At 56.1% G+C, this 19,284-nt stretch carries 18 protein-coding genes; 11 read left to right on the plus strand and 7 right to left on the minus strand.

Annotation, left to right across the window (positions count from 1 at the left end):
* Positions 1–75: 75 nt before the first annotated feature.
* Positions 76–549 carry a transcription elongation factor GreB gene (gene greB, locus QMG90_RS01295; RefSeq protein ID WP_283282417.1) on the minus strand — a complete coding sequence of 158 codons (474 nt, stop codon included), beginning with the start codon at positions 547–549 and terminating at the stop codon, positions 76–78.
* Positions 550–776: 227 nt separating this feature from the next.
* Here greB and ompR point away from each other — a divergent pair, with 227 nt between their 5' ends.
* Together ompR and envZ are read left to right on the plus strand one after the other, a co-directional pair.
* On the plus strand, positions 777–1,496 hold the full coding sequence (gene ompR, locus QMG90_RS01300; RefSeq protein ID WP_001157751.1) for an osmolarity response regulator transcription factor OmpR: 720 nt from the start codon (positions 777–779) through the stop codon (positions 1,494–1,496).
* A complete protein-coding gene (envZ, locus tag QMG90_RS01305) occupies positions 1,493–2,845 on the plus strand; it encodes a two-component system sensor histidine kinase EnvZ (protein WP_283282418.1) in 1,353 nt (450 codons plus the stop codon). The genes ompR and envZ overlap by 4 nt, the downstream gene beginning before the upstream one ends.
* A 55-nt stretch (positions 2,846–2,900) precedes the next feature.
* On the opposite strand, the gene pckA is transcribed toward envZ, so the two are convergent.
* The 5 genes from pckA to QMG90_RS01330 form a co-directional block, all read right to left on the minus strand.
* Complete coding sequence (gene pckA, locus QMG90_RS01310; protein WP_283282419.1) at positions 2,901–4,520, minus strand: phosphoenolpyruvate carboxykinase (ATP); 1,620 nt, start codon at positions 4,518–4,520, stop codon at positions 2,901–2,903.
* 385 nt (positions 4,521–4,905) lie between these two features.
* Positions 4,906–5,784 (minus strand): Hsp33 family molecular chaperone HslO, encoded by an 879-nt coding sequence (hslO, locus tag QMG90_RS01315; protein ID WP_283282420.1) that lies wholly within the window; start codon positions 5,782–5,784, stop codon positions 4,906–4,908.
* Positions 5,785–5,808: 24 nt separating this feature from the next.
* Complete coding sequence (gene hslR / locus QMG90_RS01320) at positions 5,809–6,210, minus strand: ribosome-associated heat shock protein Hsp15 (protein ID WP_038158766.1); 402 nt, start codon at positions 6,208–6,210, stop codon at positions 5,809–5,811.
* 2 nt (positions 6,211–6,212) lie between these two features.
* Positions 6,213–6,890, minus strand: coding sequence for a GMP/IMP nucleotidase (yrfG, locus tag QMG90_RS01325; protein WP_283282421.1), 678 nt, complete (start codon positions 6,888–6,890; stop codon positions 6,213–6,215).
* 60 nt (positions 6,891–6,950) lie between these two features.
* Positions 6,951–9,080, minus strand: coding sequence for an intracellular growth attenuator family protein (locus QMG90_RS01330; protein ID WP_283282422.1), 2,130 nt, complete (start codon positions 9,078–9,080; stop codon positions 6,951–6,953).
* A gap of 319 nt (positions 9,081–9,399) precedes the next feature.
* Between QMG90_RS01330 and nudE the strand changes: the two genes are divergently transcribed.
* The gene (nudE, locus tag QMG90_RS01335) at positions 9,400–9,960 is read left to right on the plus strand and encodes an ADP compounds hydrolase NudE (protein ID WP_283282423.1); all 561 of its coding nucleotides are present in this window, start codon (positions 9,400–9,402) and stop codon (positions 9,958–9,960) included.
* Between the two features lie 38 nt (positions 9,961–9,998).
* Here the strand turns inward: nudE and mrcA are convergent, their stop codons facing one another.
* The gene (gene mrcA / locus QMG90_RS01340; protein WP_283282424.1) at positions 9,999–12,551 is read right to left on the minus strand and encodes a peptidoglycan glycosyltransferase/peptidoglycan DD-transpeptidase MrcA; all 2,553 of its coding nucleotides are present in this window, start codon (positions 12,549–12,551) and stop codon (positions 9,999–10,001) included.
* Positions 12,552–12,668: 117 nt separating this feature from the next.
* On the opposite strand from mrcA, the gene QMG90_RS01345 reads away from it, so the two are divergent.
* From QMG90_RS01345 to damX, 8 genes are all read left to right on the plus strand, one after another.
* Entirely contained in the window at positions 12,669–13,457 is a 789-nt protein-coding gene (locus QMG90_RS01345; protein WP_283282425.1) for a type IV pilus biogenesis protein PilM, read from the plus strand.
* On the plus strand, positions 13,451–13,987 hold the full coding sequence (locus tag QMG90_RS01350; protein ID WP_283282426.1) for a PilN domain-containing protein: 537 nt from the start codon (positions 13,451–13,453) through the stop codon (positions 13,985–13,987). The genes QMG90_RS01345 and QMG90_RS01350 overlap by 7 nt, the downstream gene beginning before the upstream one ends.
* Positions 13,971–14,408, plus strand: coding sequence for a HofO family protein (locus QMG90_RS01355; RefSeq protein WP_283282427.1), 438 nt, complete (start codon positions 13,971–13,973; stop codon positions 14,406–14,408). The genes QMG90_RS01350 and QMG90_RS01355 overlap by 17 nt, the downstream gene beginning before the upstream one ends.
* The gene (locus tag QMG90_RS01360) at positions 14,398–14,796 is read left to right on the plus strand and encodes a HofP DNA utilization family protein (RefSeq protein WP_283282428.1); all 399 of its coding nucleotides are present in this window, start codon (positions 14,398–14,400) and stop codon (positions 14,794–14,796) included. Before QMG90_RS01355 ends, QMG90_RS01360 begins: the two co-directional genes overlap by 11 nt.
* On the plus strand, positions 14,717–15,949 hold the full coding sequence (hofQ, locus tag QMG90_RS01365; protein WP_283282429.1) for a DNA uptake porin HofQ: 1,233 nt from the start codon (positions 14,717–14,719) through the stop codon (positions 15,947–15,949). The genes QMG90_RS01360 and hofQ overlap by 80 nt, the downstream gene beginning before the upstream one ends.
* Positions 15,950–16,240: 291 nt before the next feature.
* Entirely contained in the window at positions 16,241–16,762 is a 522-nt protein-coding gene (gene aroK / locus QMG90_RS01370) for a shikimate kinase AroK (protein WP_049847064.1), read from the plus strand.
* Between the two features lie 55 nt (positions 16,763–16,817).
* A complete protein-coding gene (gene aroB / locus QMG90_RS01375) occupies positions 16,818–17,912 on the plus strand; it encodes a 3-dehydroquinate synthase (protein WP_283282430.1) in 1,095 nt (364 codons plus the stop codon).
* 61 nt (positions 17,913–17,973) lie between these two features.
* On the plus strand, positions 17,974–19,236 hold the full coding sequence (gene damX, locus QMG90_RS01380; protein ID WP_283282431.1) for a cell division protein DamX: 1,263 nt from the start codon (positions 17,974–17,976) through the stop codon (positions 19,234–19,236).
* Positions 19,237–19,284: the final 48 nt, after the last annotated feature.

The following is a 19,284-nucleotide window of genomic DNA, read 5'->3' on the forward strand; positions in this document are numbered from 1 at the left end:
TGTAGCAATAAAAAAACAGGGGATAGTTATACGGACTGACACAGCAAAATGCCAGTCGTGGGGGGCGCTCTCGGACTATTTTACGTACTTGATCTCATTCACGTACCAGCTGGCTTCTCCGGCGGGCGTATTGACCACCGCCAGATCGCCCACCTCTTTTTTCAGCAGGGCGCGCGCCATCGGAGAATCGATGGAGATATAGTCCTTTTGTCCAAATATTTCATCGTAGCCCACGATGCGAAAACGCTTGAGGACACCATCGTCATTTTCGATTTCCACCCAGGCGCCAAAGAAGACTTTGCCTTCCTGCTGCGGGGAATAATCGACGATTTTCAGGTTTTCCAGGCACTTAGTCAGATAGCGCACCCGGCGGTCAATTTCACGCAGGCGCTTTTTGTTGTACTGATAATCCGCGTTTTCACTGCGATCGCCGAGGCTTGCAGCCCACGTCACTTTTTTGGTGACTTCAGGGCGCTCTTCACGCCAGAGGTAATCCAACTCTTTCTTCAGTTTTTCGTACCCTTCGCGGGTAATCAGGGGCGTTTTCATGGTCTTGCCTTACAAACGTTCATACTGATGTGGCGCACTTAACGTATCACAAAGCATAACTGACAGTATTAATAATGATTTATGTGATGGAATGTGCAGTTAAGCTACTGTTAAATATGCTTTGTAACAATTTCGACTAGAATTTATACCAGAATTAACTGGTCGTAGACGTGCACTTTTTTAGAATACAGGCTTTAAAGACTATCGAACCTTTGGGAGTAAGAACGATGCAAGAGAATTATAAGATTCTTGTAGTGGATGACGACATGCGCCTGCGCGCATTGCTGGAACGTTATCTGACCGAGCAAGGCTTCCAGGTTCGTAGCGTCGCCAACGCCGAACAGATGGACCGTTTGCTGACGCGTGAGTCCTTTCACCTGATGGTACTGGATTTAATGCTGCCCGGAGAAGATGGCCTCTCTATCTGCCGTCGTCTTCGCAGCCAGAGCAACCCGATGCCGATCATCATGGTCACGGCAAAAGGGGAAGAAGTGGACCGCATCGTCGGGCTGGAAATCGGCGCTGACGATTACATTCCTAAACCGTTTAACCCGCGTGAACTGCTGGCGCGCATCCGTGCGGTGCTGCGTCGTCAGGCTAACGAGCTGCCGGGCGCGCCGTCCCAGGAAGAGGCGGTGATCGCCTTTGGTAAATTTAAGCTCAATCTCGGTACCCGCGAAATGTTCCGCGAAGACGAGCCGATGCCGCTGACCAGCGGTGAATTTGCGGTGCTGAAAGCGCTGGTGAGCCACCCGCGAGAGCCGCTCTCCCGCGATAAGCTGATGAACCTGGCGCGCGGTCGTGAATACTCGGCGATGGAACGCTCCATTGACGTGCAAATCTCCCGCCTGCGCCGCATGGTGGAGGAAGATCCGGCACACCCTCGTTATATTCAGACCGTCTGGGGTCTGGGCTACGTCTTCGTGCCGGACGGTTCTAAAGCATGAGGCGAATGCGCTTCTCGCCGCGAAGTTCCTTTGCCCGCACGCTGTTGCTGATCGTCACGTTGCTGTTCGTCAGCCTCGTGACGACCTACCTTGTGGTGCTGAACTTTGCCATTTTGCCGAGCCTTCAGCAGTTTAATAAGGTTCTGGCGTACGAAGTTCGTATGCTGATGACCGATAAACTGCAACTGGAGGACGGCACGCAGCTTGTGGTGCCTCCCGCTTTCCGGCGTGAGATCTATCGCGAGCTGGGCATCTCCCTTTACTCCGATGAAGCGGCAGAAGACGCAGGTCTGCGCTGGGCGCAACACTATGAGTTTTTAAGCCAGCAGATGGCGCAGCAACTGGGTGGCCCGACGGAAGTGCGCGTCGAGGTCAACAAGAGCTCGCCGGTGGTGTGGCTGAAAACCTGGCTCTCGCCCAATATCTGGGTGCGCGTACCGCTCACTGAAATCCATCAGGGTGATTTCTCACCGCTGTTCCGCTACACGCTGGCGATCATGTTACTGGCGATAGGCGGTGCCTGGCTGTTTATCCGAATACAGAACCGACCCCTGGTCGATCTTGAACATGCGGCGTTACAGGTGGGCAGGGGAATTATTCCGCCACCGTTGCGCGAATATGGCGCCTCTGAAGTGCGCTCTGTGACCCGCGCCTTCAACCATATGGCGGCAGGGGTGAAACAACTGGCGGACGACCGTACGCTGTTGATGGCCGGGGTCAGCCACGACTTACGTACGCCACTGACGCGTATTCGTCTGGCGACAGAAATGATGGGCGAGCAGGATGGCTATCTTGCGGAGTCCATCAATAAAGATATCGAAGAGTGCAACGCGATAATCGAGCAGTTCATCGACTATCTGCGTACCGGCCAGGAGATGCCGATGGAGCAGGCGGATCTCAACGCCGTACTCGGTGAGGTGGTGGCAGCAGAAAGTGGTTATGAGCGCGAAATCGAAACCGAAATGCAGGCCGGTGAGATCCCGGTTCGCATGCATCCTCTCTCCATCAAACGCGCGGTCGCCAATATGGTGGTGAATGCGGCGCGTTACGGCAACGGCTGGATCAAAGTCAGCAGTGGGAGCGAGCTGAATCGAGCGTGGTTCCAGGTGGAAGATGACGGTCCGGGCATTAAGCCTGAGCAGCGTAAGCATCTGTTCCAGCCGTTTGTCCGTGGCGACAGTGCGCGAAGCACCAGTGGCACCGGTCTTGGCCTGGCCATCGTCCAGCGTATCATCGACAACCATAACGGGATGCTGGAGATCGGCTCCAGCGCGCGGGGTGGGCTGTTGATTCGCGCCTGGCTGCCCATTCCGGTGCCCAGAGCGCTCGGCTCAACAAAAGAGAGCTAAAAAAAAACCGGGTGGCGATAACGCAAACCCGGCTTTTTTATTAGCGTGACCCGACTTACAGTTTCGGCCCGGCACTGATCAGTGCTTCGCCTGCTGGGGTATCAGTATATTTCTCGAAGTTCTCAATAAACAGCGTCGCCAGCGTGTCTGCTTTTTCCTGCCACTGCTCCGGTGAACCGTAGGTGTTGCGCGGATCGAGGATATGGGTATCCACACCCGGCAGCTCGGTTGGGATCTGCAGGTCAAACATCGGCAGCGTAAAGGTTTCTGCGTTGTCGAGAGAACCGTCCAGAATTGCATCGATAATCGCACGCGTATCTTTAATGGAGATACGTTTGCCAGTACCGTTCCAGCCGGTATTCACCAGATAAGCCTTCGCACCGGAAGCCTTCATGCGTTTCACCAGCACTTCTGCGTACTGCGTCGGGTGCAGCGACAGGAACGCTGCGCCGAAGCAGGCAGAGAAGGTTGGCGTCGGCTCAGTCACACCACGCTCGGTACCCGCCAGTTTCGCGGTAAAGCCGGAGAGGAAGTGGTACTGGGTCTGGTCGTCGGTCAGACGAGAGACCGGCGGCAGCACACCGAACGCATCCGCCGTCAGGAAGATCACTTTAGTCGCGTGACCGGCTTTTGACACTGGCTTGACGATGTTCTCAATGTGGTAAATCGGATACGAGACACGGGTGTTCTCGGTTTTGGATGCATCGTCAAAATCGATAGCGCCATCCGCAAGAACGGTGACGTTTTCCAGCAGCGCATCGCGACGGATGGCGTGGAAAATATCAGGCTCGGCCTCTTCGGAAAGACGAATGGTTTTAGCGTAGCAACCGCCCTCAAAGTTGAAGACCCCGTCGTCATCCCAGCCGTGTTCGTCATCGCCAATCAGACGGCGTTTCGGATCGGTGGAAAGCGTGGTTTTGCCGGTGCCGGACAGGCCGAAGAAGACCGCAACATCGCCTTTTTCGCCCACGTTGGCAGAGCAGTGCATGGAAGCAATGCCCTTCAGCGGCAGCAGGTAGTTCATAATAGAGAACATGCCTTTCTTCATTTCGCCGCCGTACCAGGTTCCCCCGATGAGCTGAATGCGCTCGGTCAGGTTGAAGGCAACGAAGTTTTCAGAATTGAGGCCCTGCTCTTTCCACTGCGGGTTGGTGCATTTCGCACCGTTCATGACGATAAAGTCAGGCTTGAACGTCGCCAGATCGTCATCGGTGGGGCGGATGAACATGTTCTTCACAAAGTGAGCCTGCCAGGCCACTTCAGTGATAAAGCGAACCGAAAGACGGGTGTCTTCATTCGCACCACAATAAGCATCAACCACGAACAAACGCTTACCGGAAAGCTGATGAGTAACCAGACCTTTCAGGTGCTTCCACGTTTCAGGGGAGAGCGGTTTGTTGTCGTTTTTTCCTTTGCCTTTGTCGGACCACCAGACGGTATCGCGGGTGGTTTCATCACGAACAATATACTTATCTTTCGGCGAACGGCCGGTAAAAATACCCGTGTCGACGGCGATAGCACCAAGATTCGTTAACACTCCACGCTCGTAACCTTCCAGGTTGGGATTGAGCTCTTCCTGATACAACGTATCGTAGTCGGGATTGTAAACGATATCATGAACGTCGTTGATTCCATAAGCCTTGAGATCCTGCGGGGTTAAACCTTTAACGCGCATTTCACTGCTCCTTAGCCAATATTACTGCCAATGATTGTAGGGTTGTAGAGGGTTTTTGACCGCGACCAGGCTCATAGATTTGCGCATCCGGCCCCCAGACTTTATCTGGTTTTTTCTGACGAAAAACCCTGTAACTCCTTTCACAAGGGTTACGCATTATGGCAGGAATCGCTATTTAATTGGGGGAAATGTTCTTAATTGGTTAAAAAACGGTGTAATTATCTAAATTAATGTGAGGGTAATCGCATTCATGAAAGAAATTAACGAAAGACTTTCAGTGAGAATCGATTCACTTCGCGGTGGTGGCGGGGGATTTTGGCAAAAAAAACGAGAATCTCCTTCTCTAAGACGGGAAGAGAAGGAGAGCATGCTGGGGTTTCGGCGATCAGTGTATTTGTGGATCTGCCGGTGCGGAGTTATTCCGAATTTCTGCGATGTCCATGGCGTTAAAGACATAGTGGTTACCGCAGTAATCACAGTGCATGTCGATCTCGCCTTCATCCGCCAGGATGCTGTTAATTTCTTCATCCGGTAACGTTTTCAGCGCGCCAGCACACCGTTCGCGTGAGCAGGTGCATTTGAATTCCACGTCCTGCGGATCGTAGACCGTCACTTCTTCTTCATGGTACAGACGCCACAGCACATCGTTGGCTGGCAGCGAGAAAAGCTCTTCAGCTTTAATGGTGTCGGTCAGCGTCACCAGATGCTCGAAATCTGCCGTCTGCGCGTTCTGCGCTGGCATCACCTGCAGCAACATACCGCCCGCCGCCGGTTTGCCCTCATGTTCGCCGGTACGGATGATCAGGCGCGTTGGCAACTGTTCAGAGCGCAGGAAATAATCTTCCAGGCATTCCGCCAGCGTCTCGCCTTCGAGACCGACGACGCCCTGATAGCGCTCGCCCTCGTCCGGGGAGATGGTGATCACCAGATAACCATTGCCCACCAGCGTTTTCAGCGACGCATCTTCCGGGATCTCGCCCTGCACACGGGCCACGCCGCGCAATTGCTGCTTGTTGTCGCCGTTAATCACCGCCAGCGTCATCGGGCCATCGCCCTGCAACTGAACGGTAATGTCGCCGGCAAACTTCAGCGTGGCGGTCAGCAGACTGGTGGCGACCAACAGCTCAGACAGCACTTTTTTCACCGGCTGTGGGTAATTGTGGTTGGCGAGGATCTGATCCAGCGTTTCAGAGACTGTCACCAGTTCACCGCGTACGGCATAATTTTCAAACAGATAGCGGTGTAGTTGATCGTGTTGCGTCATAATTTTCTCTCTTACGGGTGACAATTATTCATTCTCACCATGCTTAAATCTCATCAGGTCGCGGCGTTCTTTTTTGTCCGGTCGCCTGTCGGGATGCGGCATCGTCAGCGCATTTAGCTTCCGCGCCTGCGCCATTTTCTCGCGCTTTTCGATGCTTTCAGGTGTCTCTTCATATAACGTCACCGCTTCGCTTGCAGGACGTCGTTGCTCAGTAATGCCTTTAATCACCACGGTACGTTCGTCGTTGCCCTGGCGTAGCGTCAGTACGGCGTTGAGTTCCACCACTTTGCTCGGCTTGCTTCGCTGGCCGTTGTAGTGCACTTTGCCGCCATCCACCATCTCCCTGGCCAGCGCGCGCGTTTTGTAAAAGCGGGCCGCCCAGAGCCACTTATCGAGCCTGACAGCTTCGGTGGGTTTCTCTTTCATGGTCACTCCTTTACAGTGAGTGAGGGGATCAACCGACGATAATCATTTAACCCCGGATGGCGCAGATACTGCTTTTCCGCCAGCCCGGAATCGGGGTTCGTTACGCCCAGACAATAACGAATACCAAACCGGGCAGCCGCGTCCAGGATGGGTTCGCTGTCGTCGATAAACAGCGTTTTTTGCGCCGTAAGCCCCGTCTCTTCCGCCACCGCCTGCCACAACCGCTGATCCTCTTTCGGATAACCAAATGTGTGGGTGGAAAGTAATAAATCAAGGTGCGAGGCGAGACCCGTATGTTCCAGCTTCACGGCCAGATTGTGCGGATGCGCATTGGTCAGCAAAATGCGGCGTTTACCGCTGGATTTCAGCGCATCAAGAAACGGCACGGTGTCGTCACGCAGCACCGCTTGTGGTCCCTGTGCGGTGGTCATCGCACAAATGTCCAGACCGAGGCGCTCGCTCCAGTAGTCCAGACAGTACCAGTTTAGCGTATGCTGGACGGCGTGATACTCCTTGCGGATCACCGTCTGGGCTTCATCCGCGCTGATGCCATGCAGGGCGCCATAAGTTTCAGGCACCAGTTTTTGCCAGAAATGATTGTCAAACGCGAGATCGAGCAGGGTGCCGTCCATATCTAACAGAACGGTATCGACCTCCTGCCAGGCGATGTCAAAATGCATGGTGAAACTCCAGCGAAAAGCAATGCGCGACAGGGTATCACAACCTGTCGCGCTCTGGTGCTAGTCGTGCGCTTCCTGAGAAGGGAGGAGAACCGGATTGTGGCAGCTCTCGTAATATTTATGGATCTCTTCCAGTCGCGTGCGGTGGCGCTGGTAACGGCGGATGGCCTGAATACCGCTGTAGCTAGCGCAAGCCAGCATCGCCAGCATCAGTAGCGTGGTGCCGATGTAACGCCACAACCCGGCGCTGTCAGGGATGCGGTGTAAGTTCACGTGGCGGGTGCCGTTGGCGTCGGTGTAAAGATTGGTGACGATCCCTTCGGCTTTGAACGGCGTGTGCATCAGCATTTGCGCCAGACGCTGAAATTCGCCCCACTGCTCGTGGGCGGGATAATCATAAAGCGCGACGGACGGATAGGGCTGAGAGACCAGATCACTGCCTTCGTCGCTGCTGATGAGGAACCCGCCAGGCGCCGGGCTGTTCAACGCCTGCGCCGCGCGTGCGGTTTCACGCATCACAAACGGGGCGGTGGAGGAACTGACCAGGCTGTCCAGCGATTCAGCGCTGACCGGGCGCAGCAGCACATTCACCCCATCCAGCTTGCCGGAGCTGGCGCGGCGAGTTAACGCCTCCCAGTCTTTGGTGTTGCCGAGGTTCACCAGCGCTGTTTTGAGGCGCACGCACTCGTCGTTCGCAGAGCAGAGATCCTGCGTTTTCAGAACGATATCGGCGAAGTCATCCAGCAGCACCATTCCCGACTTTTGAATAGCGGAGCGCAGCGCCGGGCTGACGCGCGAACTGTCATCCGGCGACGGATGCAACTGACGGTTCACCGCCTGCACCAGCGCCGTGGCTTTGGTGACAATTTCCGATTCCGGCAGCGGTAATGGCGGCGCGTCGTTCCAGATGATCTGCGAACAATCAAACGGCATGAACGGTGAGTTTTCCTGCGCCGTCCAACTGCCCGGTGAATGAATATTACACATCCCGGTGCCGCGGAGCCGCAGCGTATCGCCGACGCGCAGGCCAGATTCTTCCAGTTGGTTCACCGTGGTGGCTTCAATCGTCTGCGCGCCTTTCAGCCATGACAGCGTGAACTTAAACGGCATACTGAGCGGAACGCTGACCCATAGCATCACCACCACTAACAGCGCGCCGCCTGCAATGACAGCGCTGCGCAGCCAGTGCTGTAACGGGAAGTTGCGCACTTCGTCGTGCAACGACAAAAACCGCCCCTGACGCGCAACGTTCCGGTCGAGGTAAATATCGATATCGGTTTGCTGCCCGAGGTCGTTGGCAATCCACGGCTGCCAGTGGCGGGGATAGATCAGATCAATAATACCCAGCGAAATGTTGTTGAGCTGTTCCTGGTTGTTTTCGCCAAACAACCCCCAGCGTTTCGGCGTACCGCGCAGGCAGTGTATTTCGCGTAGCGTGGTTTTCGCCGGTGGCGCAAAAAGCCCCCACAGTCCCGCAGCCAGCAGCAGGATAGCGCCACCGAGCAGCCACGGAACGAACACGTCCGGTGCCAGCAGGCAAAAATAGGCAAGCAGAAACGCCCCGACAATCAACACCGCTTCTCGCAGCCCGTCCGGGCGGCTGAGGGCGTGCTCTTCGCGGGTTTCCTGGCGGATATTCAGCAGCTCAATCTGTTCGCTCTCTTCACCGCGAATTGAGGCCTGCGTTGACGAAGTTTTCTCCAGCGCATATTTGTGGGCTTCGTGGCGGTAGTCGCCCAGCGTATGGCCATTGAGCGAAATGACCAGCGGCAGTGAGTCGGTGTAAATCAATTCAACGCTGTTTTCGTCATTGATGTACTGCTCCCAGAACGGGGGCAGGTGGACTTCAACCGCGTCGAGAAAGTAACGCCATTTGTTGGGATCGTCGGTGGTGATGCCATAGCGGGTGATGGACTGGGTGACGGAATAGACCGTGCCACTCTGCGTGTTAAGGGTCATCGCCACTGGCGCGACACTGGCACCCGAGGCCGGAACCTGCTGAACGCGGCTCAATCCGTCGAGGTAATTTTCAACCGCTGTGCGTTCTTCTTCGGTCAGCTTACGCGAGGCCGCGCCGGTAAACGCGTGCAGCCACGGCAGGCGACGGCGCTGTGGTCGATGCAGGAAAAACCATCCCGCCGCCAGAATGCAGGCCAGTAATACGACGAAGAAGATCAAAAAGGTGCCCATGCGTTTCCTATCTTACTTTTCTTACAGGTTTCGTTGGTTGCATAGTTACAGTTAACGTGAGCCCGTAGGTAGCTATCGGCACGTATCGCGTAGATCTTGAAAGGTTAATTGCACTTAATCGCAATTTGCGAGCTTACCAGAGCAATCCCCTGGGGAATATCAGCAAATTCTCAATTCGATTTCAACCTCTTGACTTTTGTGTGTAATTAAGGATTGATAAAATAGGTTACGAAAATGTAAATAAACGGCAATTCGGATTGCCGAAACCGTGTTGCCTGTCGCACAATGATGCCTGTCATCACTGCAAAGACCCATCACAATGAGCAAATCATTACAGAAGCCCACGATCCTTAATGTCGAAACCGTTGCACGCTCGCGTCTTTTTAATGTCGAAAGTGTGGATCTGGAGTTCAGCAATGGTGTGCGCCGCGTTTATGAACGCATGCGTCCATCGAGCCGGGAAGCGGTGATGATTGTGCCGATTGTTGATGATCACCTGATCCTGATCCGCGAATACGCGGTCGGTACCGAATCCTACGAGCTGGGGTTTTCGAAAGGGCTGATCGACCCGGGCGAAACCGTTTTTGAAGCCGCGAACCGCGAGCTGAAAGAAGAAGTGGGTTTTGGCGCGCAGGATCTGACGTTTCTGAAGAAGCTGAGCATGGCGCCGTCCTATTTCTCCAGCAAAATGAATATCGTGGTGGCTGAAAATCTCTACCCGGAATCGCTGCCAGGCGACGAACCCGAGCCGCTGCCACAGGTTCGCTGGCCACTGACGAATGTGATGGATTTGCTGGAAGAGCCGGATTTCAACGAGGCCCGCAACGTCAGCGCGCTGTTCCTTGTTCGGGAATGGCTGAAAGTGCAGGGACGGCTGTAGCAGAGCAAGAAAAAAGGCGCCAGCGGCGCCTTTTTTGATTAGAACAGTTCGTGGGTTTCACCGTTATCGATAATAGTGGTTCCCACTTCACGTACCGCCTGATGCGTCGGCTGCGTTCCCTCGATAAAATATTCTGCACGACTGTTACTGCCGCTGGCCAGTTGCCCGGTGTAACGGTCAATGTTGATCGTCACCACGCCAGGCGGCGGCGTCAGTGGTTGTTCCGGTACCCCTTCCAGCACGACTTTCATGAAATCGTCCCAGGCCGGTTGCGCACTCTTGGCGCCGCCCTCGTAGCCGGAAATCTGATCTTTGATCGCCCCTGACGCCGTGGTGCGCCCAAGATCGCGACGGTGGTCGTCAAAGCCAATCCAAACCGCCGTCACGACATCCGGGCCGTAACCGGAGAACCAGGCATCTTTGGAGCTGTTGGTGGTACCGGTCTTGCCGCCGATATCGTGGCGCTTCAGATCGCGGCCTGCGCGCCAGCCGGTACCCTGCCAGCCTGGCTCGCCAAAGATGTTGGTATTCAGCGCGCTTTTAATCAGGAATGCGAGTGGCGTGCTGATGACGTGCGGGGCGTATTCCTGACTACCGCTCTGCGCCACCAGCGCCTGGTTTGCCTGCTCAAGCTGCGGCATTGGCACTGTGGAATTTTGCGGTTCCTGCGAGGTCGCAACATCTTCAACGTCTTTGTTTTCCAGCACGTCAGATTTGGCGGTATCACCATAAATCACCGGCAGATTACACTCAGCGCAGGCAATTTTCGGTTTCGCTTCAAACAGTACGCCGCCCTGATCGTTTTCGATTTTGGCAATGAAATAGGGATCCACCAGGAACCCGCCGTTCGCCATCACCGAATAGCCGCGCGCGACCTGCAGCGGTGTGAACGAGGCAGAACCCAGCGCCAGCGATTCGGTATGCACGATGTTCTGCGCCGGAAAGCCGAAGCGCTGCAGATATTCAGCCGCATAATCAACGCCCATCGCCCGCATCGCGCGGACCATCACCACGTTTTTCGACTGCCCCAGCCCCTGACGCAGACGAATCGGACCGGCATATTCGGCAGGCGAGTTTTTCGGCCGCCAGTCAGAACCTGCGCCAGCATCCCAGCGGGAAATCGGCACGTCGTTGAGAATGCTCGCCAGCGTCAGCCCTTTATCCATCGCCGCGGTATAGAGGAACGGCTTGATGTTCGAACCCACCTGACGCAGCGCCTGGGTGGCGCGGTTAAACTTGCTCTGGTTGAAGTCGAAGCCGCCTACCAGCGCAATAATCGCGCCGTTTTGCGGATTGATGGAAACCAGTGCGGAGTTGACGTCCGGTACCTGCGCCAGCCACCAGTTGTCGTCTACGCGGCGCACCCAGATCTGTTGCCCCGTCTGCACAGCGTCTGTCACTTTACGCGGCGTTGTGCCCTGCAAAGTATCCGAACGGTACGGACGCGCCCAGCGGATGCCTTCCATTCGTAATGAAATCGAGGTGCCGTCTGCCAGCATCGCTGTGGCTTCCTGCGGATCCGCCGCTGTCACCACCGCAGGCACCAGCGGCCCGTAAGTCGGCAGACCCTTCAGCGAATCGGTGATACGTTTGTTGTCCCACGCGGCTTCGCCCACTTTCCACAACACGTTTGACGGGCCGCGATAGCCGTGGCGCATGTCGTAATCCATCATGTTCTTGCGCAGCGCATCCTGGGCGGCAAGCTGTGTCTTGCGGGTAATGGTGGTGTAGATGCGATAACCGTCTTCATACGCCAGTTCGCCATAACGGCTGACCATCTCCTGGCGCACCATTTCCGTCAGGTACGGCGCAGAGAAGGCAATTTCCGGCGTGTGGTAGCTGGCGTCGATAGGCTCGCGGAGAGCCTGATCGTACTGCGTCTGCGTGATGTAGCCTTCGCTCAGCATGCGCGACAGCACCACGTTGCGACGGGCCGTAGCGCGCTCCATGGAATAGAGCGGGTTAAAGGTTGACGGCGCTTTTGGCAAACCGGCAATCATCGCCATTTCGCTGAGGTTCAACTGCGCCACAGATTTGCCAAAATAGACCTGTGCCGCCGCGCCAACGCCATACGCGCGATAACCCAGATAGATCTTATTCAGGTAGAGCTCAAGGATCTCATCTTTATTCAGCAACTGCTCAATGCGGATGGCCAGGAACACTTCCTTAATTTTACGCATCAGCGTTTTTTCAGGGCTTAAGAAGAAGTTACGCGCCAGCTGCTGCGTGATGGTACTCGCCCCTTGTGAAGCGTGCCCCGAGAATAACGCGACGCTGGCGGCGCGGAAGATCCCCACCGGATCGACGCCGTGATGCTCATAGAAGCGGCTGTCTTCGGTGGCGATAAACGCTCTTACCAGTTGCGGGGGCATTTCACTCAGCGTGACCGGGATACGTCGCTTCTCGCCATACTGGGCAATCAATTCGCCGTCAGCACTGTAGACCTGCATTGGAATTTGCAGGCGCACGTCTTTGAGCGTCGCAACGTCTGGGAGTTGCGGCTCTATATACTTGTAGAGGCCGTAGATCGAGCCTGCTCCCAGCAGAATGCAACAGACTGCAAGGATCAATAAATACTTTACGAACTTCACCGGAGAATTCCCATTAAGTTTCACTTGGGCAGTTTATAAGCAAACGCGCGGTAGTATAAAGGCAAGCCTGATGCATTGATAGCCGTTAAGGTGACGGCGGATAAGGAGATCGCAAATATGACATTCAGGTGCTGGCAGGTGGGTTTGCATATTCAGCACGAGCGAATCGTGATTGTGGCGGTACAGCGCGAGCGTGTGGGCTGGTCGCTGCGCCGCTGGTGGTCGATTCCGTTACCCGACAGCGGAGCGGAGCGGGGCATTGTTATTCAGTCCGATGACATGGTTAACGCACTCCGTTCCTGGCGGCGCGAATTACCGCTTCAGCATCAGGCGGCTCTGGCGTTTCCCGCCAGCCGGACGTTGCAAAAAATCATCCCGCGCCCGGCAATGACACTCCGTGAGCGGGATTCCACCCAGTGGGTGGCGAGTCATATGGCGAAGCGGATGGAAATGGACGCCGCGGCGCTCTGTTTTGATTACGCCCCCGATGAATCGCCGCGCGAATATCGGGTGACAGTGGCGCAGCAGCGTGAGGTTGTCGCGCTGCAACAGGTAGCGCAGAGACTCAATCTGCAGGCGGTCGCCATTACGCCGGATGCCTGCGCGCTGCGCTATTTCCTGCCTTCTCTGGCTGACCCTGAACAGGGCGTGGTCTGGCGTGATGCCGATGCCTGGCTATGGGCGACGAGCAACCGTTGGGGAGCGACGGGATTTTCGCAAGCGGCGACCCTGAGTGACCTTCACCCGCACGTGCAACAGCCGCTGACGCTCTGCACCGCGCAGCCTGTAACGGCGCCGCATCTTGATCCGTGGGATCTGATCATCAAACGCCAGCCACCGTTGCCGCCTGATAGCGACGCGTTCACTGTTGCCATCGCGCTGGCGCTGGGAGCGAACGCATGGTGAGGCATCAGGTGAATTTTCTCCCCTGGCGTGAACGCCGACAGCAGCGCTGTTTGCGTTTCTGGACGCTGATTTTCTTCAGCACCTTTTTCGTCATTACGTTCGTGTGGTTGCTGATCCGAATAACGCTGGAAAACACGCATTACATTGCGGATCTGCGTTCAACGGCAAATCGCGAACTGGGGCAGGCGCTGGCGCAACGCGAAAAACCGCTCCGGCTGGCGCTACAGCAGGCCGGGGCCCGTCAACAGTGGCAAGCGCGGCGCGCCATGACGCAGGCGTGGCAACCCCGGTTACAGGCGATCGCGACGCATTTTCCTGGGCAGGCATGGTTAACCGAACTGTCGTGGCAAAACAACGTGCTGACGTTGAACGGCTACGCCTCTGCTTTTCCGGCTCTCGCCACGCTGAACGACGCACTGCGGGAACTGCCGGGCCTGAAACCGGCGAAGGTTGGAAAAACCGAGCGGGATGCGCAGGGGCGCTGGCAGTTTACTCTGCGGCTGGAGGGCGCTGATGCGGCAACTCCCTGAACACTGGTGTGCTCTCACGCCGTTAGCCCGCTGCGGCTACTGGCTGGGTGCGGTCCTTTTATTGTCCGTCATCGGCGGTTATAGCCTGCCGTGGGCCGGGAGTGTGCTGAGAACGGATTCCATCCCACGTCAGTGGCAAACGCTGCGGGCGCTGCAAATGCAGGCGGAGCAATATCAACAAACGCTACCCGTCAAAGTGCCCTTTTCACCGCTGGATTTTCAGCGCGAAGGCACGCATCTGGCGCGCTGGCAGCCTGCGGAAACGGGCGGGGAAATGGTGCTGGAAACACTGTGGGCGCAGATCCCATCACTGTTCGCACGTCTTGCTGAGCGCAACATGCAGACCGCCGCGTTCAGTATTCGCCCGGTTGATGGCCGATTGCGGCTGACATTACAACTGGAGGTGATCGATGGCGAATAAAATCATCACCACACTGCTGATCGCCCTGTTACCTGCTCAGGCGGGAATGCGCGACCCGTTCGCGCCACCGGTCGATCGCTGCCACACGGCGGAGCTGACGCAGTGGCATTACAGAGGGAGCGTCGGCCATCAGCAGCGACGCATCGGCCTGATAAAAGACAGCGAAGGAAAATGGCATCGGGTGGAGGCGGGCGGGGTGTTCACGACCGGCTGGCGTCTGGTGACGCTCACTGAATCTGACATGACCGTCGACACGGGCGAAGGGTGCGACCCTGCGCGCTGGACCTGGATCAAGGAAAAAGAAAAAGATGAAAGTATGGATAAGCCTGTGGATCTGTCTGCTGGCGCCGCTGGCGCTGGCCGAAAAGAACGTCTCGCTGGTGGTTGATGAGGTTCCTGTCGCGCAGGTGCTGCAAAGCCTTGCGGTGCTGGAGCAGCGCAACCTGGTGGTGGGGCCAGAAGTCAGTGGCGCGATTTCACTGCACCTGACAAACATTCCCTGGAAACAGGCGCTGCACACGGTAGTGAACAGCGCTGGTCTGGTGCTGTCGCAGGAGGGGCGCGTTCTGTATGTGCATTCGCAGTCATGGCAGAAAGAGAAGCAGGCGCAACAGGAGGCGGAAAATGCCAGGCAACAGCTCGCCACGCCGCTGGTGGGGCAGAGCATCGCGTTTGAATTTGCTGATGCGGCAGAACTGGCAAAAGCGGGGGAAAAGCTTCTCTCGCCACGCGGGAATCTGACGGTCGATAAACGCATGAACCGGTTGGTTGTTCGCGACGACAAAAGCCATACCCAGGCGCTGGTGGCGTGGGCGAAAGAGATGGATCTGCCGGTAGGGCAGGTCGAACTGGCGGCGCATATTGTCACTATCAATGAAAAGAGCCTGCGGGAACTGGGGGTGAAGTGGAGCCTGGCAGAGGCGGAAGGCGCCGTGGGCAGCGGAAAGCTAACGACGCTGGGCAGTGATCTGTCTGTTGCTGATGCGCCGACCCGCGCTGGATTCAACATCGGCCATATTAACGGACGGCTGCTCGAGCTGGAGCTCTCCGCGCTGGAGCAAAAACAGAAGGTGGATATCATCGCCAGTCCGCGTTTACTGGCCTCACACCTGCAGCCCGCCAGCATTAAGCAAGGCAGCGAGATCCCCTATCAGGTGTCCAGCGGCGAGAGCGGCGCCACGTCGGTGGAGTTTAAAGAGGCGGTGCTCGGCATGGAAGTGACACCGACAGTGTTGCAGAACAGCCGTGTGCGACTAAAGTTACGCATTAGCGAAAATATGCCGGGTCAGGTTCTTCAGCAGGCCGATGGCGAAGTACTGGCCATTGATAAGCAAGAAATTGAAACACAAGTGGAAGTCAAAAGTGGCGAAACGCTGGCATTGGGTGGAATATTTTCGCAAAAGAATAAAGCCGCCCGCGACAGCATTCCGTTACTCGGTGACATTCCCTGGCTTGGACAGCTCTTTCGCCACGATGGGAAAGATAATGAACGACGCGAGTTAGTGGTCTTCATCACCCCGCGTATTGTTTCTGTTCATTAAGCAGCAAGCCAGACGGCTTTTTTACGCTGAACACGTTTCAGGTGTTTGACGTACGGATGGATTTAGCATACAAGGGGTACCGATTTTGAGCGTCAGTGGCGAGCCCATCCCTGAAGTGGGCATGCCCGTAGCCCGGTGATCTTTACTGTTGCCAAACCCGCCGGAGTATTGAGATAATTTTTAGTCTGACTCTCGCACTATCGCATATGAGGTTTCAGTTCATGTCCCACTGCGCAGGATGTAAGCGACGTGGGTTTACCATTAACGAATAGTCTTAGTAGTACCGAAAAAATGGCAGAGAAACGCAATATCTTTCTGGTTGGGCCTATGGGTGCCGGCAAAAGCACTATTGGGCGCCAGTTAGCTCAACAACTCAACATGGAATTTTACGATTCTGATCAAGAGATTGAGAAACGCACTGGTGCAGATGTAGGCTGGGTCTTCGATGTAGAAGGCGAAGAAGGTTTCCGCGATCGTGAAGAAAAGATCATCAACGAACTCACGGAAAAACAGGGTATTGTGCTGGCCACTGGCGGCGGCTCTGTAAAATCCCGCGAAACCCGTAATCGTCTCTCCGCACGTGGTGTGGTCGTCTACCTGGAAACCACTATCGAAAAGCAACTGGCGCGCACACAGCGCGACAAAAAACGTCCTCTGTTGCAGGTGGAAACGCCGCCGCGCGAGGTGCTTGAAGCGCTGGCCGACGAACGTAATCCGCTGTACGAAGAGATTGCCGACGTGACGATCCGTACTGACGATCAAAGCGCGAAAGTCGTGGCAAACCAGATCGTCCATATGCTGGAAAGCAACTGATTCTGGCAACAGAAATACGCCAGCGAAAAACAAGCAAATAAGGTGGATGCGCGTTATGGAGAGGCTCACTGTCACGCTCGGGGAACGCAGTTACCCGATCACCATCGCGGCTGGTTTGTTCGACGAATCAGCATCGTTCTTGCCACTGAAATCAGGCGACCAGGTGATGCTGGTCACCAATGAAACCCTGGCGCCGCTGTATCTGAATACGCTCCGCTCTGTGCTTGAAAAGGCGGGCGTGAAGGTCGACAGCGTTATCCTTCCTGATGGCGAGCAATACAAAAGCCTGACCGTCCTGGATCAGGTCTTTACCGCTCTCCTGCAAAAACCTCATGGCCGTGACACCACGCTGGTGGCGTTGGGCGGCGGTGTGGTGGGCGATCTGACCGGTTTTGCCGCGGCCAGCTATCAACGTGGCGTGCGTTTCATTCAGGTGCCGACGACGCTGCTGTCGCAGGTTGATTCCTCCGTGGGCGGCAAAACGGCCGTAAACCATCCGCTCGGCAAGAATATGATTGGCGCTTTCTGGCAACCCGCCTCCGTGGTGGTGGATCTGAACTGCCTGAAAACCCTGCCGACGCGTGAACTTTCTTCTGGTCTTGCTGAAGTCATTAAGTACGGCATCATTCTTGATGGCGACTTTTTTAGCTGGCTGGAACAGAATATTGATGCGCTGATGGCGCTGGATGAAAAAGCAATGGCGTACTGTATTCGCCGTTGTTGTGAGCTGAAAGCCGAAGTTGTTGCAGCAGACGAGCGCGAAACCGGCTTACGTGCTTTACTGAATCTTGGGCATACGTTTGGTCACGCCATTGAAGCCGAAATGGGGTATGGCAACTGGCTGCATGGCGAGGCCGTGGCTGCCGGGATGGTAATGGCAGCGCATGCTTCCGAGCGTCTTGGGCAGTTTAATGCTCAGGATACGCAGCGTATCATTGCGTTGCTCAGGCGGGCAGGGCTTCCGGTAACGGGGCCGCGGGAGATGTCTGCACAGGCGTATTTGCCTCACATGATGCGCGATAAGAAAGTACTGGCTGGTGAGCTGCGTTTAGTGCTGCCGCTGGCAATAGGGAAAAGTGAAGTACGCGGCGGAGTGTCGCACCAGGTAGTTCTGGACGCAATTGCTGATACTCAGCAGGAGCTCAAATAAAAAAGTCAGTTTCAGGTGATGTGCAACCGTCTCAGGCACACGCCTTTTAGTGGGGTGTTAAATGGATGAATTCAAACCAGAAGACGAGCTGAAGCCCGATCCCAGCGATCGTCGTGCTGGTCGTTCTCGTCAGTCTTCCGATCGCGATAATGAGCCACAGATCAACTTTGATGATGTGGACTTTGATACGGACGATCGTCGTCCGACGCACGCCCGCCGGGCGCGTGAAGAGGAAGAAGAGTATTACGAATCTGACGACGAATATGAAGAGCAGGACGCTTCGGTTGAGCGCCGCCCACGTAAACGTAAAAAAGCCGCTGCCAGTAAACCGGCGTCTCGCCAGTACATCATGATGGGGCTGGGGATCCTGGTTCTGCTGTTGCTGATTATCGGCATCGGCTCTGCGCTGCAGGCGCCATCCACGCCTTCTTCAAACGAACAAACCGCATCTACCGAACGCAGCATTGATCTTTCCGGTAGCACGGCGACCGATCAAGCGAACGGCGCCCAACCAGCGCCGGGCGACACCGCTGGCGGCCAGACGGCAAACAATGCGCCGCAGGACGTCTCCGTGCCGCCTATTTCCTCTACGCCGACGCAAGGCCAGGTCAACACGGCACCGGAAGGCCAGCAGCGTGTGGAAGTGCAGGGCGACCTGAACAATGCGCTAACCCAACAGCAAGGCCAGATTGACAACGCCGCGGTTGGCTCCACATTACCGACGGAACCGGCAACCGTTGCGCCAGTGCGTAATGGTGCTGCGGGGACGACGAGTACGGCACCGCGCCAGACGGCCACTACCGAACCCGCACCGCGTCAGACGACGCCTGCTCGCCCGGAACGCAAACAAGCGGTGATTGAGGCGAAGCCACAAACAAAACCACAGGCGACCGCGAAAACCACCACCAGCGCGCCGAAACCGGTCGCGCAGCCAAAACCGACCAGCACCCCGGCCAGCACGCCAGCGGCGACCGCGCAGACAAAACCTGCCGCGACAGCCACGACGGCACCGGCCGCGACGTCTGGCGGCAAAACAGCAGGTGATGTGGCTTCGCTGAAGTCTGCACCGTCAAGCCATTACACGCTGCAGCTCAGCAGTTCGTCTAACTACAACAACCTGAATGGTTGGGCGAAGAAAGAAAACCTGAAAAATTACGTTGTCTATGAGACTACCCGTAATGGTCAGCCGTGGTACGTGCTGGTGAGCGGTGTTTATGCCTCGAAAGATGACGCGAAACGCGCGGTTACCACGCTGCCTGCCGATGTTCAGGCAAAAAACCCGTGGGCAAAACCGTTGCACCAGGTCCAGGCCGATCTGAAGTAATGCATGGGCAAAAGCCCGGAGCGCAGGATGCTGTCGGAGCCCTTCTCC

This window comes from Trabulsiella odontotermitis (assembly GCF_030053895.1).
Lineage (GTDB): Bacteria > Pseudomonadota > Gammaproteobacteria > Enterobacterales > Enterobacteriaceae > Trabulsiella > Trabulsiella odontotermitis_C.